Below are 22,911 nucleotides of genomic sequence, written 5' to 3'. Positions count from 1 at the left end.
TTAATTAACCCTTTTGATCTTTTATCCAACGCTTTAGATGTGAAAAATCATCATAAAGCAATAGCTTTTCAACTTCTATTCTTGATTGTCTTAATTGATATATCCGACTTGATTCAATACTTTGCTTATCGGGATTATCATTTATTTTAATTATACCATTATCTTCAATTACGAAGCCTAAATCAATAAACACTTTTAACATAAATTTTAAAATTTTAGGCTTTATATTTAAATATTGGCATAATAACATTCCTTCTTGTTCTAAATTCATTGCCTTTTTATTCAATAATGCTTTATAACAATTTTTGAAATTAACTGCTGTAGGCATACCATCAAAGTATATGGATTGTTGATGTTGCAACACAAGATATAATTGTGAATAATTTAGTCCACGAAGACTTTGGCTTAGACTATCGATGTCTACCGGCAAATCTCTAAGTACAACAATATCATGTTTATCACTAATGGATTCGCCATAGTAATAATAATTTTCATTTATTTTTTCTTTTTTAGGATGTATGATAAATGCGATTTGAGAATTTGAAGGGTCAACATCTAATTGTTTTCGTTTACTTCGATAGTCCAATATTTCTTCACTGTGAGTTGCTAAATCTTGAATTATAAATTGTGGTGATTGATTACCATTCCACTCATTGACTTGTAGATGACCTAATAAGTTTATGGGCTGTCCGATTTCAATTTGCGAAGCAAGTTGGCCATTTTGCCAAAATAAACTTTGCAAATGTTGTTCACCGGATGTAAGTTTTAAATGATTTTTATCTTTACCAATTGCTTTAACATCAATTACTTCATTATCATCAATTTCAAAAAGAGGTTTTTCAAAATCAGTACCAAATGGACTTAGCCTTTGAAAATCTCTTATATTATTCACAGAAATATCTGCTTCATCTAATTTAACAGTGACGTGTTTATTTGGATCTAATGAAGTATGTTCGGCCAACTGTGTCATCCAATCATTTAATCCTCGCTCTAAGTCATGGATATTGTCAATGTCCATAGTCATCCCTGCAGCCATATGATGTCCACCAAATTTAGTAATTAAATCCTGATGAGCACTTAAAATTTCAAACATTGAAACTTGTTCAATACTTCTTGCTGAACCTTTTGCGTGATTTTGTTCTAAATCAATATTTAATATTAAAGTTGGCAAACCATATGTTTCAACTATCTTTGAAGCCACGATACCTAATACGCCTTCATGCCAATCTTCTTTTGCTAATAGTAAAAAACGTTGTCCCGCTTTAACTTTCTCGTCAGCCATAACTAAAGCCTCTTCAGTAATTTGCGCAACTATATCTTTACGTTCAACATTAAAATGTTCAACTTGCTCAGCTAGGAATTCCGCTTCTTCAGCATTCTCAGACATTAACAATTCAGCGGCAAGTGAAGCATCTTCTAAACGTCCAACAGCATTAAGTCTAGGGCCAATAATAAAACCAATCGTTTCCTCATTGATGGTATCATTAAATCCAGCTTGATTCAGAATGGCCTTAATTTGGAATGGACAATGTTCATTTAAATACGAGAGTCCCTTTTTTACGATTGTTCTATTTTCATCTGTTAATGATACTAAATCAGCAATTGTCCCTATTGCTGCTAGACTTAAAAAATAATTTGGTGGATTATCTAATAAGACTTGAGCTAATTTATACGCTACTCCAGCACCACATAAATAATGAAATGGATAATCGAACGCTGGATGCATTGGATGAACAATTGCATATGCATCTGGAAGTGTACGACCAATTTCATGGTGATCGGTTACAATTACATCAACACCTAATTCTTGCGCCATTTTAATTTCATTGTGACCCTGAATTCCGTTATCTACAGTAATAATTAATGAAATACCCTCATCATATGCATTTTGGAATGCAAGTTCATTAGGTCCATATCCTTCAGTAAATCGGTTTGGAATATACCAGCCTACTTCAGCCCCTAGAGTTCTAAGCGTAGTCACTAAAATTGTTGTAGAAGTTACACCATCAGCGTCATAATCCCCATAGACTAATATTCTCTCGTTTTTATCAATAGCCTCGTTAATACGAGTTACTGCTTTATCCATATCGCTTAAAAGTAATGGATCATGATCAATCGTACTATCACTAAGCACTTCATTGATATCTTTTTCATTAATAAGATGTTTACTCTCAAGCACTTTTTTTATAATTGGAGAAAGCTTAAAAGATTTTACTAAATCATCATGTATGTATTCTGTTGGAGCATCATATAACCAGTTAAATTTTGATTTAATCATACACATTTCCTTCCTTTTTCCAAAAGCCATTATACCTAAAAAATGATGAAATAAAAAGTAATCACTTTTATGATAATGCACAAAAAAAGACGAGAGCGGAACAAAATTCATTGTTCTACTCTCGCTATGATATCTATACCTTAAAAATGATTAGTAACGTCATTATACTAATATTTTTTCATCATTAGATTTTTTCTCTTTATAAACGACAAGTTTTCCATCATCTGATTTTTTTAATTGTCGTTTTTTCATGATGCCCCATAATGGAACAGCGATGAAGATAGAAGAGAATACACCTGAAACTAATCCAATTAATAGTGCTAATGAGAAATTGAATAAGCTTGATGCACCAAAGATTAAAATCGCTACAACTACAACGATGACAGTTAAAACAGTGTTAACAGAACGTGTCATTGTTTGACGAATTGATCTATTAACGATGTCATCAATTTGTTCAGGGCTAGTAATTACCTTGATTTTATGCAAGTTTTCCCTTACACGGTCAAATGTAACAATCGTATCATTGATTGAGTAACCTACAATCGTTAATACTGCGGCAATAAATGTAATATCCACTTCTAAACGGAACAAGCTGAATAACGCTACTATCATAAATACGTCATGTAAAAGTGCTAATACTGATGAAAGACCCATACGCCACTCGAATCTTAATGATACATAAATGATAATACCTATAGCTGCATAGATTAGAGCTTTCATAGCATTTTTAGCTAATTCTTGTCCAATCATAGGTGATACTGTATTTACTGTTGGCTTATGTCCATATTGATCATTAACTTTTTGATTAAGTTTTACAACTTCATCTTTAGATAAGTCTTTTTTAAATTGAACAGTAGCCTGCTTACTATCTTTACCATTTATTTGTATTTGATCAGGCGTAAGACCCATATCTTTCATTGTTCGTTCCACTTTGGCTTGTGTTAATTTAGTATCAGAATTTAGATCTGCTCTTGTACCTGCAGAAAAATCAATGCCTAGATTCAATTTAAAGATACTTAAAATCACTATACCTACAACTAAAATTAAAATACTTGCGCCGATTAATGGTTTTGCTAATTTAACGAAATTCCATTTCTCAAATGATGTTTTTAAGTCATGAACATCGACACCCTCGTTTATATCATGACGTTCTTTCTTGCTAACACCAAATAACCAGTATTTTTTCTTAAAGTAGTTAGATGATACCAATAATGATAATAATCCTCTAGATAAGAATACGGCTGTTACAAAGATCATTAATATACCAAGTAACAACATAGTTGCGAAACCTTTTACTGAACTTTCACCGAAGAAGAACAGTACACCAGCAGCAATGACTGTTGTTAAGTTAGAGTCAAAAATAGTAAGGAATGAACTTTTATTTGCTTTTGAATAAGCTTGTTTAAGCGTTCGTCCTATCCTTAATTCATCCTTTATCCGTTCGTACATAATGATATTGGCATCGACTGCCATACCTACACCCAGTACTAATGCTGCTAAACCAGGTAATGTAAGCACACCAGAGATGAAATTGAATGCAACTAATGTTAAATAAATATAAACAGTTAAAGCGATTATAGCTACCAAACCAGGTAATCTATAAAAACCAACCATGAACAAGTAAATAATCGCTACACCAATTACAGATGCGAAAATTGTTTTATCTAAAGCATCTTGTCCAAATTGCGCACCTACTGAATTTGAATAAACTTCTTTTAAGTCTACCGGTAAAGAACCAGCATTCAATAATTCTGAAATTTGTTTTGCTCTTTCCACACCTTTTTGACCTTGGAAACCACCAGAAATCTCAACACTATCTGAATTTATAGGTTGATCTACTGAGGCAGCAGAAACATATTTACGTTTATTTTCAGGTTTTTTCAGTTCTTTATGATAGCTGTCACCTTTTTTATAGTCTAACCATACTACCATCATATTCTCTTGTTTTTTAGATATTTCAGTTGTTACTTTTTTAAATTTAGCACGGTCTTTTAATTTAAAAGTAACTGCAGGTTCATTCGTACCTTGTTTGAACTCTTGTTTAGCAGAACCTTGTTGAATATCTTTACCAGTTAACTTAACTTTATCATCCGCATCACGAATGGTTAAATTAGCTTGGGATGATAATATTTTACGTGCTTCATCAGGATCTTTGACACCAGCTAGTTGAACCCTAATACGATCTGGGTCTTCAACTTGGATGTGCGGTTCAGAAACACCTAAAACGTTAACACGATTTTCTAAAGTTTGTGCTGTTGATTGCAGTGCTTTGTCATCTATTTTTTTATCATCGCCGAGAGGCTTAACTTGATAAAGCACTTCGAAACCACCTTGTAAATCAAGACCAAGATTTACATTTTTAACTACATTCTTATATGTAAGACCCATACCAACAAATAGTACAGCCACAATTAGGATGAATGCAATTATCCTACTTAATTTCTTCACATGAACACCTCATTATTTACTTATGTACTAAGGATAATCTTTTACTAAAACACGTGCAAGTTAATAAAAGATTACAAAGATATAAATCGACTTATCTATATTAACATACCATATCATTTAGTGAAATTAAGACCTTTCAATGTTTTTTTTACAAAATTAAAACGGGAATGAAACAGAATTCAATTTGAATTCATTGTTTCATCCCCGCATGGGATGACTAGGACTGAGAAAAGATTGATTTAAAGACCTTCTCAGTTCAGTCAGCTACTACGAATTTACTAAGTAGCTTTATATTATTATTTTTATCTTATAACCTTAAGTGATTATAGTTTTATTAAGATGGATCTACTTGTTTAATTGCTGGTTTTTCGAAAGTCATTTCTGTACCATGACCGTTAACAGTAATAACAACTGTAGTTTCATCTACAGCTTTAACTGTTCCTTTGATGCCACCAATCGTAGTAATTCTTTGTCCTGATTCAATTCGACTAATCATTTCACGATGCTCTTTTGCACGCTTTTGTTGAGGTCGAATCAAGAAGAAATAAAACACTATTATTAAAATAATAGGTAAAATAAGTGCTGAAACGTTCATTCTGTAATCTCCTTATTAAAAATTTTTAGGGTTATCTACATTAAGTCCATATTGTTCAAAGAACTCCTCTTTGAAGTCCAATAAACGGTCTTCACGAATGGCCTGTCTAATATCTTCCATTAATTTTAGCAGAAAATGTAAATTATTAATAGTAGTAAGACGGATACCAAATGTTTCTTCAGCTTTAATTAAATGTCTAATGTAAGCACGTGAATAATTCTTACATGTGTAACAATCACAATTTTCATCTAGTGGTCTAAAATCATTAGCGTATTTAGCATTTTTAATAACTAATCTTCCATTAGAAGTCATACATGTGCCATTTCTTGCAATACGCGTTGGTAATACGCAATCAAACATATCCATTCCTCTAATGCTACATTCAATAAGTGCATCAGGTGAACCAACGCCCATAAGGTACCTTGGTTTATTTTCTGGCATATATTGTACAGTATGCTCAACCATTTCATACATTACTGGCTTCGGTTCACCAACAGATAAACCGCCAATAGCATACCCAGGAAAATCTAATTCAACCAATTCTTTGGCACTTTGCTCTCTAAGGTCTTTATATTCTCCACCTTGAATAATACCAAATAATGCTTGGTCTTCAGGTCTTTTATGCGCTTTTAAGCAACGTTCAGCCCATCTTGTTGTACGTTCTATAGAATCTTTTACATATTTATATTCAGATGGCATGGGTGGACATTCATCAAATGCCATCATAATATCTGAACCTAAATCATTTTGGATTTCCATAGACTTCTCTGGGCTTAGAAATAGTTTAGATCCATTAGTATGATGTCTAAATTCTACACCTTCCTCAGAAATTTTTCTAAGATTACTTAAACTAAATACTTGGAAACCACCAGAATCTGTAAGAATAGGGCCATCCCAATTCATAAACTTATGTAGACCCCCAGCCTGTTTGATAATATCATTTCCAGGTTGTAACCACAAATGATACGTGTTTCCGAGTATTATTTTCGCTTCAATTTGTCTTAACTCTTCTGGACTCATTGTTTTAACGGTTGCTTTTGTTCCAACTGGCATAAACATCGGTGTTTCAAAAGATCCATGTGGCGTATGAACGATACCTAAACGTGCACCCGATTGTTTACAAGTTTTTATATGTTCATATGTAACTGCTGGCATATTCTATACCTCTCATTTCTTAAATAATTAACATCGCATCGCCAAAACTGAAGAATCTATACTTAAGTTCAACAGCTTTATTATATGCGTTCAATATGTTTTCTCTACTACTAAAAGCTGAAACAAGCATAACTAGTGTAGATTTCGGTAAATGGAAATTAGTAATCAAACCATCAATAGCTTTATATTCAAAACCAGGATAAATAAAAATATCTGTCCAACCACTAACTGCTTTGAATTCATCGTAGTCACGACGAATCGTTTCCAAAGTTCGAGTAGAAGTCGTACCTACTGAAATGATTCTTCCCCCATTATTTTTAGTTTGATTTAGCAAATCAGCCGTTTCTTGAGTCATTTGATAATATTCACTATGCATCTCATGGTCATCTATATTATCAACGCTAACAGGTCTAAATGTGCCTAAGCCAACATGTAACGTAATAAATGCTATGTTTACACCTTTAGCTCTAATTTTTTCCAATAAATCGTCTGTAAAATGTAAACCTGCTGTTGGCGCAGCTGCCGAACCATTCTCTTTCGCATACACCGTTTGATAACGATCTGGATCATCTAAACGTTCTTTAATATATGGTGGAAGCGGCATTTCTCCAAGTTCATCTAAACGCTCTTCCAAGATACCATCATAATGAAGTCGCATAATACGACCACCTTGGTCTAGTTCTTGAATGCATTCAGCTGTGATTTTTCCATCTCCAAAAGTTAGTGTATTCCCTACTTTAATTCTTTTAGCTGGCTTTAATAATACTTCCCAATCATTATCCTCAATTCGAGTAAGCATTAACATTTCTACTTTTGCGCCAGTTTCTTCTTTAAGACCAAATAAACGAGCAGGCATTACACGCGTATCATTAAGAACTAGCGTATCTCCCGCTTCAAAATAATCAATGACGTCAGTGAAGTGTTTATGTTCTATATTTCCTGAGTGTCTTCCCAACACTAACAAACGACTATGATCTCTATCTTTCAAAGGGGTTTGAGCAATTAATGATTCAGGCAAATCATAATCAAATTCCTCAACATTCATTTCAATTCCCTCACTCTTTAATATTTTTTAAAATGCTCATAAGCAAACGCAGTGGCTTTTCTACCTCTTGGTGTGCGCTCGATAAAACCTTTTTGGATTAAGAAAGGTTCATAAACATCTTCAATCGTTATACGTTCTTCGCCTATTGATACAGCGATCGTATCTAAACCTACTGGACCACCATTATACTGATTAATGATACAATTCATCATTTTATGGTCAATGTAATCTAAGCCTTCTTCATCCACTTGAAGTAATTGTAAAGCTTGTTTTGTTGTTTCAATATAGATTTGTTCATCTTCATTAACTTGTTGAAAATCTCTAACACGTTTAAGCAAACGATTGGCAACACGAGGTGTTCCACGTGAACGTTTAGCTAACTCAGTGGCACTTTCATCATCTATATTAGTTCCAAGTACTTCCGCAGTTCGAATAATAATTTCTTTTAAATCAAATTCGTTATAATATTCAAGTCTAAGATGCACACCAAATCGCTAATCGATCTCTTAATGGGCCTGTTAAACTACCAGCTCTAGTAGTAGCCCCAACCAAAGTAAAGGGCGGTAAATCAATACGAATGCTTCGTGCTTCATCACCCTTACCTATTATAATATCAATAAAGAAATCTTCCATAGCAGAGTATAATACTTCCTCAACCGTGCTACTTAATCTGTGAATCTCATCTATAAAAAGAACGTCACCAGGCTGCAATCCAGATAATATTGCAGCTAAATCACCAGGTCTATCTAAAGAAGGACCTGAAACTGTTCGAATATTTACTTCCATTTCATTAGCAATGATATTGGATAAGGTGGTTTTACCTAAGCCAGGAGGTCCAAAAAGAAGCACATGATCAAGTGGTTCTTCTCTTAATTTAGCAGCTTTAATGAATACTTCTAAATTATTTTTGATTGAAGCTTGTCCTATATATTGCTTTAATCTAGTTGGTCTGAGAGAGAGTTCAAAAGACGATTCATCATTATGTAATGATTGGTCAACCATTCTATCATTCATATCTATCCCCCCAGTCTATTGCATTATGCATATTTGCGTTTAATTATGAACAAGTGTGTTAATTATGAAACAAGTGTTAAACCTAATTTCACAGCTTCATCGACCGTTTCAAATGTTGTTTTATTTAGGACTTTTTCAACTTTAGCTAATTCTCTCTTAGAATATCCTAATGCTCAAGTGCTAATAAAGCTTCTTTTGTAAGATGTGAATTATCATTTGATAGTCCATCCATATTCAATAAGGTTTCTGGTGTTTCTTGCGTAATTTGAACCTTTCCTTTTAAATCAAGGACGATTTGGCGAGCCGTTTTTTTACCTATACCTGGGAATTTAGTTAAATAAGCGTCATTTTCATTTTCTATAGCTTGTTTAACTTCATTAGGCGTACTCGTAGCCAAAATTGCCAGGGCAGATTTGGGACCTATGCCAGTAACCTTAATTAAACTTAAAAACATCTCTTTTTCTTCTTCATTTATAAATCCGTATAATAATTGCGCATCTTCTCTAACAATTAGAGATGTATAAATAATGGATTCTTGACCTAAAAATTTTTGAAAACGATATGAATTAGGTGTTTGAATTTCATATCCTACTCCATCCGCTGTTTCAAGTACAACGTGAGTTGGAAACAATTGTTTTAATTGTCCTTTAATATAAGCGTACATATTTAACCTTCCTTACTACATACTCATACTTATTAATTCAACTTTAGATACATGTTCAATGTTTCTCAAGGTAACTATAATTTCATCAATTGAAAGGCTAGTATCTTTTGCACTTAATGACAAAGTGATTGTAGCCTTTTCTTCCATCGGGACACTTTGATGGATTGTTAATACAGATAATTCTAAATTAGAAACAGTATTGAGTACTTGTGCTAAGGTTCCTACAACATCATTAACATATAAAATTAATGTGAATTCTCGATGATCAAGCATCTTTTCATCCACTGGAAAGATGGTTTCTCTATATTTGTAGAATGCACTTCGCGATAGATTGAACATCTTAACTGCTTCATAAATGGACAATTCAGAATTATTTTTTAAGGCATCTTTAATCTTTAAAGTTTTTACAACTGATTCAGGTAAAACATCTTCTCTTATTAAATAGAACTTTTTATAATCTTTATTGTCCACTTATAGCACTCCTATTCTACAAATTCGAATTCTCCACCCAAGATTCTTACAATATCACCATTACTACATCCACGTGCTCTAAGTGCATCGTCGATACCCATTGAACGCATTTGACGAGCAAATCGTCTTACTGCTGGATCACTATTGAAATCAGTCATCTTGAACATTCTTTCAATTGCATTTCCGCTTACTACATAAGCACCGTCATCATCACGAGATATCGTAAATTTATCTTGTGAAGGCGTATGTTTATAAAGTACACGGTTAACACCTGCTTCTTCATCTTCTTCAACACTAAAGTCAATATCTTTAACTTCTTCTAATTTATCAGCAATTTTATATAATAATTGGTCAATATTATCTCTAGTAATTGTTGAAACTGGAACGATAATGACGTTTTCGTCATCAATTTCTTCTTTAAATAATTCTAAGTTATCTTGTGCTTCAGGAATATCCATTTTATTAGCAACAACAATCTGTGGTCTGTCTTCTAAACGTTGTTTATAATTGACTAATTCTTTGTTTATAATTTGATAATCATTGTAAGGATCTCTACCCTCAGAACCACTCATATCTATTAAATGTACAATGACTTTTGTACGTTCTACATGTCTTAAAAATTGATGACCAAGACCTACACCATCAGAGGCACCTTCAATTAAACCAGGTAAATCAGCCATTACAAAACTTCTATTATCTTGTGTCGACACAACACCTAAATTTGGTTTAATCGTTGTGAAGTGATAAGCACCAATTTTAGGCTTTGCTTTTGATACGATTGATAGTAAAGTCGATTTCCCAACGCTAGGAAAACCTACTAACCCTACATCAGCTAATAATTTAAGTTCTAAAGTAACTTCTAATTCTTCTCCTGGTTCACCATTTTCGCTAAAATCAGGAGCTGGATTTCGTGGTGTTGCAAAGCGAGAGTTACCTCTACCACCTCTACCACCGCGAGCTACAACGGCACGTTGTCCGTCCTCTACTAAGTCAGCTAATACTTCTTCCGAATCAACACTTTTAATAATAGTACCAGGCGGTACCTTTAATACTAAATCTTCAGCATTTTTGCCATGCATATTACTACTTTGTCCATTTTCACCCTTTTTGGCTTTAAAATGGCTTTGGTATCTAAAGTCAAGTAACGTTCTTAAACCTTCATCAACCTCAAATATGACAGAAGCACCTTTACCCCCATCGCCTCCAGCAGGGCCACCAAATGGAACATATTTCTCTCTACGATATGCTGTGATACCATTACCTCCATCACCAGCTTTAAGAGATATTTTAACTTGATCGACAAACATGTATCTCACCTCTTTTACGTTTCATTCATTAATGACAATATTATATCATTATATATTAGACTATTAAAAATTTAGCATCTAAGTTTATAAATTTCTATAAACAAAATAAAACACCAGAAGCATTCACTTCTGGTGTTAATTTAGACAAAATTATTCAGCTACTGCATATACAGAAACTTGTTTTTTGTCGCGACCTTTACGTTCGAAACGAACAACGCCATCGATTTTTGCGAATAATGTATCATCGCCACCACGACCTACATTTTCACCAGGATAAATTTTAGTACCACGTTGACGGTATAAAATTGAACCGCCAGAAACGTATTGACCGTCAGCACGTTTAGCACCTAAACGTTTAGATTCAGAGTCACGACCGTTTTTAGTAGAACTTACCCCTTTTTTAGATGAGAAGAATTGTAAGTTTAATTTTAACATCGGGATACACCTCACTTGTAATTTAATCTGATATTTTCATTATACTCATCTTCAATTGTTTGTAAAGAAACTAACATTGCTTGAAGAATCAATTGAGCTTGTTCATTATTTGTGTCTACACTTCTTATATGAAAATGACCACCGTCATCATCGTAATCAATGTCTGGCTTCTCGCTGGTTAAGCCTAAGATAGCATTAACACTACCAAAGAGTACTGCTGAAGCTCCAGCACAAACAATATCGTAACCATATTCGCCATGGTCTGCATGACCATTCATGATAACATCTGTGACTTTTCCACTATCATTAATGGTGATATCAACTGTAATCATAAGAATTAAGCGTTGATTTTATCAATAGTTAATTTAGTATATGGTTGACGATGACCTTTTTTGCGTTTTGAGTCTTTACGACGTCTATAAGTGAATACAGTAATTTTTTTACCGCGTCCTTGTTTTTTAACTGTAGCAGTTACAGTAGCACCTTCAACTGTTGGAGCTCCAACTTTAACTGAATCGCCACCTACAAATAAAACTTTATCAAATGTAAATGAATCTCCTTCATTAACATCTAATTTTTCAACGAAGATTTCTTGACCTTCTTCTACTTTAATTTGTTTACCGCCTGTTTCGATAATAGCAAACATACTTTGCACCTCCTATATTTTAAGTCACGCCATATATAGGTGACATTAATTATGTTCTTAAACCTATATTTGAGCGGTTGTATGTAGCTATAAAACTACTCAACTATTGCATCTTATCATTACTGTATCTTAGTGTCAATCTTGTTTTGTGTTTTTCTAGCAAATTTAATAAAAATTGGGAATAAGATAATTAATAAAATAATATTTAATATCGTAGTTGGAATTAAACGTAACAATATAAAACTTAATAAATCAATATTTGTGAATCCAATGACGGCATAAATAATTGCTATATATATTTCAAATACGATCACTGCACAAATATTAAATAAGAACATCATCGTAAAATCGCGGTAAAATATCTTCAAAAAATTATCAAAGAGAAGAACTAATACAATATAACCAAACATGTATAAACCATAAATACTACCTAAATAAATGTCAGTGACTACGCCAAGTAAGACAGCCAATATTAAACCAACACTAACACCGCGATAAATAGTTAAAAGTAGAATATACATTAGCGTTAAATGTGGGACAAATATGATTTCATACTTAGCTATATTCATAGGAATAACTAATCCAATGATACTATCAATGTAGAACAATACAACACCTATAATTAAATAAGTTAATGCTCTCATTAATTGTCCCCACTTTCATCAGTACCATTTTTTGGATCTTTTTTAGCAACATAAACATGTGATACATCAGATAGATTAGCTTCTGTTTTGACTCTCACTTCTTTAGCTAAACCATATTCATCATTTTCAACCTTAGTTACCTTACCTATGTATAAATCACTTGGTAATTGATCAGCTAACCCACTCGTTACAACTTTATCCCCTTTAGCAATCTTGTCTTTATTATTGATATTGCTAATTATTAATTCTTCATTTTTCTTATCATAATGATCGATAAGACCAAATACGTTTTTAGAATTTTGCTGAATATTGACAGATAATTTACCTGTTCGCGTATTGGTAGATAGTAAATCAACCTGCGCAGAAAATTGATTTACTTTAGTAACTCGACCTATCAATCCTTCTGCAGTCATGACGGCCATATTTCTTTTGACTCCTGCTTTTTCACCCTTGTCAATGATAACTGTATTCATCCATTGGTCTGGATTTCGTGCAATAACCGCACCTGAGATAGGATCATATTTAGAAATATCAGTCATATCCAGTTCTTTTTTTAGGTCTTTATTTTCCGCTTCAAGTTTCTCGTTTTTAGCTTTCAATTTTTCGATCTCTTTGCTGTCTGTTGTTTTATTTGAGCTAAAAAGATGATTTATCGCTCCAGTCACAAAATTAACGGGATAACTTACTACTCTTTGCCCTAAAGAAACTGAATCCCCTACATATTGTTCAGGAGGTGATTGAGTTTGTGAGCGTATAGACAAACCAATCAGTGCAATAAAGACAATAATTGCACAAAAAACAACAATCAATTTGTTATTTTTAAAAAAATTATGCACTCAGAACACCTCTATAAATCTTAATTTAAATCGTCCTTTTCTATTTTATATTACTATATGTTTTAAATAAAGCACTAACTTCAATCAACATGTCGTCAAATATTAAATTATAAAAAAAGATTAGACTTCTAGACTCGTTTATACTGCAAAACGATGGGTCTATCTATCTAATCTCATTCACATTATACTATTTAATTTTAATTACTTTTCATTCTTATTTTCTTTTTTTTCATCTTCGCTATAAAGCGTTTGGTCTTTTCTCCATTTTGCAAATAGATTTTGAGCTTTAGCTTGTTCATTAGCTTGTTTTTCTTTAGATTGTTCAGACATTCATCACACCAACCTTTGAAATATTATCTCTATTAAAACCTTAACGCAAAAAATATTTCATTTCAAATACATTAACTTTTTAAATAAATTTAATAAGACCCTTGCGGTTTTAATTCAATATGTTGTCCGAGTGCGTTTAAATCTTGCTCCATTTCAATTTCAGTTCTATATACTTTAATATGGTCACTGCCAAACTTATATACAATAAATTCATCATCACGTTGTCCAGCGATATATTTATCATTGTATCCCATTCTTCCAATACCTGTCACAGCCATAAATTCATTTTTATCTAGAAATTTAAAAACGTTATAGGTTTGACTAGCTGGTATATTTTGTAAAATATCATTATCTTTTAATACATAATGCTTCCCATTTTTAGGTACTTCTTGTGAATTATTCATTTCAGCTGGTACACCACTAGTTTGAACGTTACTGGGAGAATGATTAATAGGATTCCATTCTTGTTCTCTAAGGAATGGCGCATATTTTAAAGCAAAATATATCACAAATATAATAGCTACTACTGCAAATATATTTTTTATTAAACTAAATATAAAACGCATTAATCACCCTCCAATCTCAATCTAGACAATTATAAATTAGTATCCATAGATGTACATCAGTCGAAAGAACTAGTTAATAAAATACTAAAGTCTGATACCTATTTCTATTAAAATGATTTACAATGATATTATATTAACATTAATGTACGTTACATGAGGAGTGTGACCAATGAGTATTATTAGTATCATTTTAATTGCATTACTCGTGATATTGCTATTTAGAGTCGGTTTTGCAATTTTGAGATTTCTTATTTCTGCTGCTTTAGTACTTTTAGGACTTTATTTAGGTTATCAAGGCATATTATGGATTCTTGAAAATTTCCATTCACTTTCAGCCTTTATTCAATAAAAATAAAAATTGCTAGTATGTATCTTTAATATCATTAAAGAATGGCTAAACTAGCATATTTTTTATTTACGAAATGTAAACGCTAAGTAATTATATATTTTGTAAAATCCCGCTAGCAATAATCCCCATATAAAACCAGTTACAATTGTCGCAATAATTAATGAGACTATATTAACTTTTTGGTGGCTTATCAATACGCCAATTAATGAAAAAATAAGTATGCCACTTATTGATAAACAAATTGTTATTAAAGTTTCCCTAAATTTAATAGCGTGTTGTTTTATATTTAGTCTCAACACATAAATAAATGGAATTAAAACGCCTATTATTAAGAATAATGTCATGGTACACCTCTATTGTTAAATTTAAAGTATATTATACAAGAAATGATAACTACGTACTATAAAGACATTTAATTTTCTTAATCAAAGTAACCTTCTTCAACTAAACTTGTAAATTTTTGATCTCCAATAATGATATGATCTAATACATTTATACCTAATATGTGTCCACATTCTTTTAATCTAATTGTTGTTGCAATATCTTCTTCAGACGGCGTAACATCGCCTGAAGGATGATTATGTACAACTATAATGGCGTTACTAGATGCTCTAATAGCTGCATTGAACACCTCTCTTGGATGTATCACTGAAGAATTTAAAGTTCCTTTATAAATTACCTCTTCTTTCATGACTACATTTTTAGAATTTAGAAATAAAGCTACAAAATGTTCTTGAGTCAAATCTTTCATCTTAGACATCATCATATCTGCAACATCTTCTGGTGATTTTATAACAATTTTCTCTGCAGTGTCTCTCGCATTCATTCTTTCTCCTAATTCAAATGCTGCCTTAAGTGTCACCGCCTTGTAAATTCCAATTCCTTTGATTTTTATTAAATCATCAATTGATAATTGTTTTAATTCTTTTAATCTTGCATATTGATTTATCATATCATTCGCAATATCAATACTTGAATATCCTTGTCTGCCAGTATTTATTAAGATTGCTAATAGTTCACTATTTGATAGACTCTTTTCTCCTTTATGAATTAATCGTTCCCTAGGTAATTCAGTTGAAGCCATATCTTTGATGTTCAAATAATCATCCCTTCTAAAAAAAATTTACTAAGTGATGGTAGCAATAACTAGTGATGATATAACTTGTAAATATAAATGGTATTAGTGGTAAATACGTTTTATTTATGCAAATTTTCGTAATTAAAATATAAATAGTAGCGAGAATGAACGTAATATTGAGGAAAATAAGAAAGAAATAATACGGATAAAACATCGAGAGCATGCTGAAAAGTATGATATCTCCATAACCGATTTGATTTGGAAGCAAGAAGAAGAATAAATGAAGAATCGATGAGAAAATAATTATATTTAAAATATAGGTATTCGCTAGAAATAAATTAATGATAAAAAAAATTATTAAGAGGTTTAAATTTACCGTGTAGGTTTCAATGTCGTAGATAGCCATTGTTAATAAAATTAGATAAGTAGAGATAAATAGAGGGATATAAACGTCACATTGATAAAATATAATAATAGGAATAGCTAGAAATGCTAATATTTCTCCAAAAATATAGTGACGTTTTAACTTCTGTTTACAACAAGAACTTCGCCCTTTTAGTAATATAAAATTTATTATAGGAAGTAAATCTAGCCATTTTAATTTTTGACAACAATAATCGCATTTAGATCTAGATAAGAAATAGTTAAAAGTTGGCTTTTCGACGGAGTTAAACTGGTATAAAAAACTAAATATAATGCTACACAAATAGGATAATAAAATCATATCACACCACCTATAAGTATTATAGCAAATTTAATTCTAAAGTAAATTATATTTATTGACATTTTATTCTTTTATTACCTAAAATGATTTTCTAATCCTTTATTACTATAAAATTTAATTTATTATACTCAAAAGGAAAAACTCTAATTAAACTAAGTGCAATTGCGCTTAATTCAACTAGAGTTTTAAAATTTAGTATTAAAATTCTGTATTCGCTTTTACTTCACTTATGAAATAAAGACTACCTGTTACTAGCAAACCATTACCGTCATAATTATTAATAAAGTTTACATAATCATCTATATAATTTATATTTTCAACGTTTACATTCTCAGACAATTCTTCTTTAGTTAAGGCTTTTGGGAAGTCAAATTCCGTAAAGTAAATTGTATTAGCAATTTCTGATAATTTATTTAACATACCTGCAATAGGTTTTCCTTTAATTGCAGAGAATAATATATCCATTTTAGAATTATCATAATAATTTTTGATTGTATCTATTAAAGCTTCAACACTTTCATTATTATGTGCTCCATCAATAATAATTAGCGGATGCTCCTTTACTTGCTCAATACGCCCAGTCCAAGTAACACTTTCAATAGCATCTATCATTTTATTAAAATCTAATTCAATAATGTTTTCTTCATTGAGTTCAATTAAAGCTGTGATTGCTAATGAGGCATTTTCTTTTTGATGTTCCCCAAGCATATTTAAAATGATTGTTTCAAGTTCATAGTCTTTATATCGATAAGTAAATTCATCATCTTGAGAAACTACAACTATCTCACGATCTAATTCGATTGGTTTTGCATCATTACTTTCTGCAAAATCACGAATATACTTTAATGCTTCTTCATTTTTGACAGCATATATGACTGGGGTATCAGGTTTAATAATGGCACCTTTATCTTTAGCAATATCTAAATATGTATTGCCTAAGATATCAGTGTGATCTAATCCAATACTAGTCAAGATTGAAATAATAGGCTTGAATACATTGGTTGAATCATTTTTGATACCTAACCCCGCCTCAACAACAACGAAATCAACTGGGTGAATTTCTCCAAAGTATACAAACATCATAGTAGTAATAATTTCAAATTCTGTAGCTCCACCAAGTTCGGTTTCTTGTTCTAACGCTTCACTAATTGGTTTTACTTTTTCAACTAATTCCACTATTTCGTCATTTGTAATAGGCTGTCCATTTAAACTAATTCTTTCATTAAAAGTTTCAATAAATGGTGAAGTAAAGGTACCTACTTCGTATCCATTTTCGACTAAAGCGGCTCTTAAATAAGCTACCGTAGAGCCTTTACCATTTGTACCACCAACATGAATGCCTCTAATATTTAATTGAGGATTATTCAAACGATTTAGCATCCATTCCATACGCTTAACGCCAGGCTTGATACCAAATTTAGTTCTTTCATGTATCCAATACAAGCTTTCTAGGTAATTCATCGGTGATTCTCCTATGCTTTTAATTGTTCGATTCTGTTTCTGACACCATCATATTTTTCTTGATAACGTTGTTGCTTTTCTTTTTCTTCATTAATAACTTTTTCTGGTGCCTTATTTACAAAGTTTTCATTAGATAGTTTTTTATCAACACGGTCTAATTCTTTTTGCAATTTCTCTAATTCTTTTTCTAAACGTGCAATTTCTTTGTCCATATCGATTAATCCTTCTAAAGGTAATACAACTTTTCCTGCAACAACTACAGTCGTCATAGCTTTTTCAGGGATCTCGATGTTAGTATTTATTGTCAATTCACTTGGATTACAGAATTTGTGAATATAATCCGCATTTTCATTTAATGTTGCTTTAATATCTTCATCTTTTGCTTGAATAAAGATTGGAATAGCTTTAGATAACGGCGTATTTACTTCAACACGTGATTGTCTTACTGATTTAATAATTTCAACAAGTTGCTGCATTGTTTGTTTACTATCTTCAAAGATAAATTCTTCTTTAACTGTAGGCCATGATGCTCTAACAATTGTTTCTCCTTCATGAGGAAGACTTTGCCAAATTTTTTCTGTTACGAATGGCATAAATGGATGTAGCATACGCATAATTTGATCTAAAGTATAACTTAATACAGAACGTGTAGTTTGTTTTTGAGTTTCATCTTCGCCATTCATTGGTATTTTACTCATTTCAATATACCAATCACAGAATTCATCCCAAATAAAGTTGTACAGTGCACGTCCAACTTCACCAAATTCATATTTTTCACTTAAATTTGTTACAGTTTCAATTGTTTCATTTAATCGTGTCAATATCCATTTATCTGCTAAAGAAAGGTTTCCTGTTAAATCAATATCCTCAAATTTAAAATCTTCACCAATATTCATAAGACTAAAACGAGCACCATTCCATATTTTATTGATGAAATTCCATACAGATTCTACCTTTTCAGTAGAATAACGTAAGTCATGTCCTGGAGAAGAACCTGTAGCTAAGAAGTATCTCAAACTATCCGCACCGTACTCTTCAATTACATCCATAGGGTCTACACCATTGCCCAATGACTTACTCATTTTACGTCCATCTTCTGCTCGCACTAAACCATGTAATAATACATCGTTAAATGGACGTCGATCAGTGAATTCTAACCCTTGGAATATCATTCTAGCAACCCAGAAGAAGATGATATCATAACCAGTAACTAGTGCATTCGTTGGATAATAACGTTTAAAATCTTCTGCTTCTTCATTCGGCCAACCTAATGTTGAGAACGGCCATAACGAACTTGAGAACCAAGTATCCAATACATCTTCATCTTGGTCCCAATTTTCTATATCTTGAGGCGCTTCTTCACCAACATAAATTTCACCCGTTTCTTTGTGATACCACGCTGGAATTTGATGTCCCCACCATAATTGACGCGAAATTGTCCAATCTCTAATTTCTTCCATCCATCTATTAAACGTATTTTCGAAACGAGGTGGATAAAAATCTATACGGTCGTCTGTTTTTTGATTGTCTAAAGCACGTTGCGCTAATGGTTTCATCTTAACAAACCATTGAGTTGATAAATAAGGTTCCACAATTGCACCAGTTCGCTCTGAGTGTCCAACTGAATGCATATGTTCTTCGATTTTTATAACTAAATCTTGCGCTTTTAAGTCTTCAACCAATTGTTTTCGACACTCAAAACGGTCTAAACCAGCATATTTATCTGCTTTATCATTCATTTTTCCATTTTCATCCATCACGATGATATTTTCTAAATCATGTCGTTGACCAATTTCAAAGTCATTTGGATCGTGTGCCGGCGTTACTTTCATTGCCCCACTACCAAATTCAATATCTACATATTCATCCGCTAATATAGGTAACTCACGTCCAATAATTGGCAGGATTACTTTTTTACCAATTACGTCTTTATAACGTTCATCATTAGGGTTTACAACAATAGCTGTATCTCCAAGCATGGTTTCTGGTCTTGTAGTAGCAATTTCAATATACCCTTCACCATCAGCATATGGATATTTAAAATGATAAAAATGACCTTGAACATCCTCATGGATTACTTCTATATCTGATAATGCCGTTCTAGCTTCGGGATCCCAGTTAATAATACGTTCCCCACGATAAATAATCCCTTTATTGTATAAATCGACAAAGACTTTTTTCACAGCTTTACTTAAACCATCATCTAAAGTAAAACGCTCTCTACTATAATCAAGGCCAAGACCTAGTTTAGCCCATTGTTGGCGTATAAATGATGCGTACTCCTCTTTCCATGACCATGCATGTTCTAAGAACTTTTCACGGCCTATATCGTGTCGAGAAATACCTTGTTCTTTTAATTTAGCATCAACCTTTGCTTGAGTAGCAATACCCGCATGGTCCATACCTGGTAAGTATAATGTATCATAACCTTGCATTCGTTTCATACGCGTAATGATGTCTTGCAATGTTGTATCCCATGCATGACCTAAATGTAATTTACCAGTTACATTGGGTGGTGGAATTACAATTGTATACGTTTCTTTTGATTTATCTTCAGTGGGCTTGAAATAGTCATTTTTAACCCATTCTTCATATCTTCCCGCTTCTACTTCACGCGGGTTATATTTAGGCTCCATGTTCATAGATTAAACCTCCTAGTAATTAAAAAAACACCCTTCCTAAAAAATAGGACGGATGTTCCGTGGTACCACCTAAATTCAAGTATATAAAAATATATACTCGCACTTAATTATGATTAACGCTCAAACACGCTTTTATCTACTTAGTTACTGTTCAATAAAAGTTCAAGTGGGCTACCTTCGGAATGAATGTTATACATATTTACACCGACCATATGCTCTCTGTGCTATCATTCAAACTTACTCTTCCCAATAATATATTTCATTACTTAATTATAGTATAATGGAAACCGCTATAAGTCAATCACTTGGAGGTATATTTATGAATGAATGTGCTTTTGGTACTAAAGATCCAATCTATTTAGATTATCACGACAATGTTTGGGGACAACCCATTTATGATAGCAAAGCGCTATTTAAACTTATGGCACTTGAATCTCAACATGCAGGTTTATCATGGTTAACCATTTTGAAAAAGAAATCTTCATACGAAGAAGCATTTTATGATTTCAATCCAGAAAAAATTGTTAAAATGACTGATGAAGATGTTGATTCATTAATGGAATTTCCTAATATTGTTCATAATCGAAAAAAATTAGAAGCCATCGTGTCACAAGCAAAAGGATACTTTGAAATTGAAAAAGATTATGGTAGCTTTAGTACATTTTTATGGTCTTATGTTAATGACCAACCGATAGATATGCATTATAAAAAACCATCAGATAGAATTACGGTTGATGAACGAGCGACTCAGTTATCAAAAGATTTGAAGAAATATGGTTTTAAGTTTTTAGGACCTGTGACTGTATTTTCATTTTTAGAAGCGGCTGGGTTATATGATGCGCATCTAGAAGGTTGTCCTTCCAAACCCCATAAGTAATATTTAAGGACTATTACCTTATAAAAAAGAGATTTGTTAGTAGAATGCTAGTCACTTTGAACTGATTTCTACTTTCAAATCTCTTATTTTTTCATGTTCATTTTCAAGAAAAAACTTACTGTTGGAGCAACAATAAACAATATAAAAAAGATTCTAAATATATGAAAACTTGAAATCATCGCCACATCTGCCCCAGTTGCTATGGCTACTAAAACAATTTGACTCATACCTCCTGGTGCACCACCTAAGAATAATTCGTTTACGGAATTGTTTGTGAATAGATGGACGATGAAGACCATAATGAATGCACCAATAATTAAGAAGACATTTTGATAAATGATAGCTACGGCGATTCGTCCTTTTAAATCACCTAATAAATTAGCAATTTGTAAGCCAATACGTATCATATAAATCACTTGTGCAGAGGCTAATATATAATTATCTAATGTAAATGTTTCTGTTGTAATTAAATTCCATGCCACTAAAACAGCAATAGGTGCTAATAATTGTTTTGTAGGGAAATTAATTTTAGACATTAGTATATAGACGATAGCTATAGCTATCGCTAAAAACAATACCTCTAACAAATCCAATCTCTCAGTTAAAGGTGGCGCTGTACTCGGTGATTGAGTATTACCACTGCCACCACTGAAAAAATATGAAATAACTGGTACTAAAATGACTACAAATATTACTCTAGAAGTTTGTGTTAAACTAACTACTAAAATATTAGCCTTTTTGTTTTCCTCTGCCATAATTAACATCTGGCTCAAGGCACCTGGAATAACACTCAAAATGGCAGTTTCAGTATTAACTCGAGCTATTTTTTTGAAAAAGTATGCAATTAACAATGACAGTATGATGAGTAATACGGTAACTACAACAATTGTTAACCAATCATTTTTGATGTCATTGATAACTTTAGTTGTAAATGTAGAGCCTATTTGTACTCCTAAGAGTATTAAACCTATTTGACTAAACCAAAAGGGCCATCTAACCTCTAATTTAAAAACTTTTATTACTATGATTGCAGCAATAATTGGACCGAACATAAATGGTAGTAGTACATGTGAAAAATATAAAATTAAACTGATAACAATGGCAGTCATTAATAAAATTAAATTATTAATCCATTTATTCTTCATCTACGCCCACTTCTTTCATACAAAATGGAAATGACACAGTAATATTAATTAGTTATAATACGTTCGCTGTCTCACCCGGTAAGCATGACTAAATCAGAAAATTGTTTTAGGTACGTTTTCAAATCAGTCAACTACTTCCTAATGTAAATTAAGGCTGAGACAACTTATATTTGCCCCAGCCATCCTTCATTCTATTTAAAT

General features: G+C 32.2%; 20 protein-coding genes, 2 pseudogenes and 2 other annotated features. Of the genes and pseudogenes, 2 read left to right on the top strand and 20 right to left on the bottom strand.

Annotated features, from left to right (window positions below; genetic code table 11):
• Positions 1–4: 4 nt before the first annotated feature.
• The 15 genes and pseudogenes from recJ to HYI43_05875 all read right to left on the bottom strand — a co-directional run bounded on the left by recJ (position 5) and on the right by HYI43_05875 (position 14,434).
• A complete protein-coding gene (gene recJ, locus HYI43_05945) occupies positions 5–2,278 on the bottom strand; it encodes a single-stranded-DNA-specific exonuclease RecJ (GenBank protein ID UDI78101.1) in 2,274 nt (757 codons plus the stop codon).
• A gap of 162 nt (positions 2,279–2,440) precedes the next feature.
• A complete protein-coding gene (secDF, locus tag HYI43_05940; protein ID UDI78100.1) occupies positions 2,441–4,726 on the bottom strand; it encodes a protein translocase subunit SecDF in 2,286 nt (761 codons plus the stop codon).
• A gap of 334 nt (positions 4,727–5,060) precedes the next feature.
• Complete coding sequence (gene yajC / locus HYI43_05935) at positions 5,061–5,321, bottom strand: preprotein translocase subunit YajC (GenBank protein ID UDI78099.1); 261 nt, start codon at positions 5,319–5,321, stop codon at positions 5,061–5,063.
• Between the two features lie 15 nt (positions 5,322–5,336).
• Positions 5,337–6,476: a tRNA guanosine(34) transglycosylase Tgt gene (gene tgt / locus HYI43_05930; protein ID UDI78098.1), complete on the bottom strand. Its 1,140-nt coding sequence runs from the start codon at positions 6,474–6,476 to the stop codon at positions 5,337–5,339.
• A gap of 19 nt (positions 6,477–6,495) precedes the next feature.
• Positions 6,496–7,521, bottom strand: a complete 1,026-nt coding sequence (gene queA, locus HYI43_05925; GenBank protein ID UDI78097.1) for a tRNA preQ1(34) S-adenosylmethionine ribosyltransferase-isomerase QueA — start codon at positions 7,519–7,521, stop codon at positions 6,496–6,498.
• 17 nt (positions 7,522–7,538) lie between these two features.
• Positions 7,539–8,535 (bottom strand): annotated as a pseudogene (ruvB, locus tag HYI43_05920) (Holliday junction branch migration DNA helicase RuvB).
• 62 nt (positions 8,536–8,597) lie between these two features.
• A pseudogene (gene ruvA / locus HYI43_05915) lies at positions 8,598–9,199 on the bottom strand (Holliday junction branch migration protein RuvA).
• Positions 9,200–9,214: 15 nt separating this feature from the next.
• Positions 9,215–9,670, bottom strand: a complete 456-nt coding sequence (locus HYI43_05910; protein UDI78096.1) for an ACT domain-containing protein — start codon at positions 9,668–9,670, stop codon at positions 9,215–9,217.
• 11 nt (positions 9,671–9,681) lie between these two features.
• Positions 9,682–10,977 (bottom strand): GTPase ObgE, encoded by a 1,296-nt coding sequence (gene obgE, locus HYI43_05905; protein ID UDI78095.1) that lies wholly within the window; start codon positions 10,975–10,977, stop codon positions 9,682–9,684.
• Positions 10,978–11,127: 150 nt separating this feature from the next.
• Positions 11,128–11,412 (bottom strand): 50S ribosomal protein L27, encoded by a 285-nt coding sequence (rpmA, locus tag HYI43_05900; GenBank protein UDI78094.1) that lies wholly within the window; start codon positions 11,410–11,412, stop codon positions 11,128–11,130.
• 11 nt (positions 11,413–11,423) lie between these two features.
• Positions 11,424–11,744 (bottom strand): ribosomal-processing cysteine protease Prp, encoded by a 321-nt coding sequence (locus HYI43_05895; GenBank protein UDI78093.1) that lies wholly within the window; start codon positions 11,742–11,744, stop codon positions 11,424–11,426.
• A gap of 5 nt (positions 11,745–11,749) precedes the next feature.
• Positions 11,750–12,058, bottom strand: coding sequence for a 50S ribosomal protein L21 (rplU, locus tag HYI43_05890; protein ID UDI78092.1), 309 nt, complete (start codon positions 12,056–12,058; stop codon positions 11,750–11,752).
• A gap of 12 nt (positions 12,059–12,070) precedes the next feature.
• Positions 12,071–12,147, bottom strand: a sequence feature (ribosomal protein L21 leader region).
• A 30-nt stretch (positions 12,148–12,177) separates the two neighbouring features.
• Entirely contained in the window at positions 12,178–12,702 is a 525-nt protein-coding gene (mreD, locus tag HYI43_05885; GenBank protein ID UDI78091.1) for a rod shape-determining protein MreD, read from the bottom strand.
• Complete coding sequence (gene mreC, locus HYI43_05880; GenBank protein UDI78090.1) at positions 12,702–13,538, bottom strand: rod shape-determining protein MreC; 837 nt, start codon at positions 13,536–13,538, stop codon at positions 12,702–12,704. Before mreC ends, mreD begins: the two co-directional genes overlap by 1 nt.
• Positions 13,539–13,957: 419 nt before the next feature.
• Positions 13,958–14,434 (bottom strand): DUF4930 family protein, encoded by a 477-nt coding sequence (locus tag HYI43_05875; GenBank protein ID UDI78089.1) that lies wholly within the window; start codon positions 14,432–14,434, stop codon positions 13,958–13,960.
• A 169-nt stretch (positions 14,435–14,603) separates the two neighbouring features.
• Here HYI43_05875 and HYI43_05870 point away from each other — a divergent pair, with 169 nt between their 5' ends.
• Entirely contained in the window at positions 14,604–14,783 is a 180-nt protein-coding gene (locus tag HYI43_05870; GenBank protein UDI78088.1) for a hypothetical protein, read from the top strand.
• A 421-nt stretch (positions 14,784–15,204) separates the two neighbouring features.
• On the opposite strand, the gene radC is transcribed toward HYI43_05870, so the two are convergent.
• The 4 genes from radC to HYI43_05850 all read right to left on the bottom strand — a co-directional run bounded on the left by radC (position 15,205) and on the right by HYI43_05850 (position 20,688).
• A complete protein-coding gene (gene radC / locus HYI43_05865; GenBank protein ID UDI78087.1) occupies positions 15,205–15,882 on the bottom strand; it encodes a DNA repair protein RadC in 678 nt (225 codons plus the stop codon).
• 13 nt (positions 15,883–15,895) lie between these two features.
• Entirely contained in the window at positions 15,896–16,585 is a 690-nt protein-coding gene (locus HYI43_05860) for a prepilin peptidase (protein ID UDI78086.1), read from the bottom strand.
• Between the two features lie 198 nt (positions 16,586–16,783).
• Positions 16,784–18,046 carry a bifunctional folylpolyglutamate synthase/dihydrofolate synthase gene (locus tag HYI43_05855; GenBank protein UDI78085.1) on the bottom strand — a complete coding sequence of 421 codons (1,263 nt, stop codon included), beginning with the start codon at positions 18,044–18,046 and terminating at the stop codon, positions 16,784–16,786.
• An 11-nt stretch (positions 18,047–18,057) separates the two neighbouring features.
• Entirely contained in the window at positions 18,058–20,688 is a 2,631-nt protein-coding gene (locus HYI43_05850) for a valine--tRNA ligase (GenBank protein ID UDI78084.1), read from the bottom strand.
• 41 nt (positions 20,689–20,729) lie between these two features.
• Positions 20,730–20,951, bottom strand: a binding site (T-box leader).
• A gap of 56 nt (positions 20,952–21,007) precedes the next feature.
• Between HYI43_05850 and HYI43_05845 the strand changes: the two genes are divergently transcribed.
• Positions 21,008–21,565 (top strand): DNA-3-methyladenine glycosylase I, encoded by a 558-nt coding sequence (locus HYI43_05845; GenBank protein ID UDI78083.1) that lies wholly within the window; start codon positions 21,008–21,010, stop codon positions 21,563–21,565.
• A gap of 83 nt (positions 21,566–21,648) precedes the next feature.
• Here HYI43_05845 and HYI43_05840 read toward each other — a convergent pair whose 3' ends face one another.
• A complete protein-coding gene (locus HYI43_05840; protein UDI78082.1) occupies positions 21,649–22,710 on the bottom strand; it encodes an AbrB family transcriptional regulator in 1,062 nt (353 codons plus the stop codon).
• Between the last annotated feature and the right edge of the window lie 201 nt (positions 22,711–22,911).

Source organism: Staphylococcus taiwanensis, from assembly GCA_020544305.1.
Classification (GTDB): Bacteria; Bacillota; Bacilli; order Staphylococcales; family Staphylococcaceae; genus Staphylococcus; species Staphylococcus taiwanensis.
The sequence above is the reverse complement of the archived record's forward strand: the minus strand, read 5'-3'. Positions and strand labels throughout refer to the sequence as shown.

Excerpts from the sequence above, each read along its gene's own strand:
- recJ (UDI78101.1), bottom strand. The coding sequence starts at position 2,278 with ATGATTAAATCAAAATTTAACTGGTTATATGATGCTCCAACAGAATAC.
- yajC (UDI78099.1), bottom strand. The coding sequence starts at position 5,321 with ATGAACGTTTCAGCACTTATTTTACCTATTATTTTAATAATAGTGTTT.
- tgt (UDI78098.1), bottom strand. The coding sequence starts at position 6,476 with ATGCCAGCAGTTACATATGAACATATAAAAACTTGTAAACAATCGGGT.
- queA (UDI78097.1), bottom strand. The coding sequence starts at position 7,521 with ATGAATGTTGAGGAATTTGATTATGATTTGCCTGAATCATTAATTGCT.
- obgE (UDI78095.1), bottom strand. The coding sequence starts at position 10,977 with ATGTTTGTCGATCAAGTTAAAATATCTCTTAAAGCTGGTGATGGAGGT.
- rpmA (UDI78094.1), bottom strand. The coding sequence starts at position 11,412 with ATGTTAAAATTAAACTTACAATTCTTCTCATCTAAAAAAGGGGTAAGT.
- HYI43_05895 (UDI78093.1), bottom strand. The coding sequence starts at position 11,744 with ATGATTACAGTTGATATCACCATTAATGATAGTGGAAAAGTCACAGAT.
- rplU (UDI78092.1), bottom strand. The coding sequence starts at position 12,058 with ATGTTTGCTATTATCGAAACAGGCGGTAAACAAATTAAAGTAGAAGAA.
- mreD (UDI78091.1), bottom strand. The coding sequence starts at position 12,702 with ATGAGAGCATTAACTTATTTAATTATAGGTGTTGTATTGTTCTACATT.
- HYI43_05875 (UDI78089.1), bottom strand. The coding sequence starts at position 14,434 with ATGCGTTTTATATTTAGTTTAATAAAAAATATATTTGCAGTAGTAGCT.
- HYI43_05870 (UDI78088.1), top strand. The coding sequence starts at position 14,604 with ATGAGTATTATTAGTATCATTTTAATTGCATTACTCGTGATATTGCTA.
- HYI43_05860 (UDI78086.1), bottom strand. The coding sequence starts at position 16,585 with ATGATTTTATTATCCTATTTGTGTAGCATTATATTTAGTTTTTTATAC.
- HYI43_05855 (UDI78085.1), bottom strand. The coding sequence starts at position 18,046 with ATGAATTACCTAGAAAGCTTGTATTGGATACATGAAAGAACTAAATTT.
- HYI43_05850 (UDI78084.1), bottom strand. The coding sequence starts at position 20,688 with ATGAACATGGAGCCTAAATATAACCCGCGTGAAGTAGAAGCGGGAAGA.
- HYI43_05845 (UDI78083.1), top strand. The coding sequence starts at position 21,008 with ATGAATGAATGTGCTTTTGGTACTAAAGATCCAATCTATTTAGATTAT.
- HYI43_05840 (UDI78082.1), bottom strand. The coding sequence starts at position 22,710 with ATGAAGAATAAATGGATTAATAATTTAATTTTATTAATGACTGCCATT.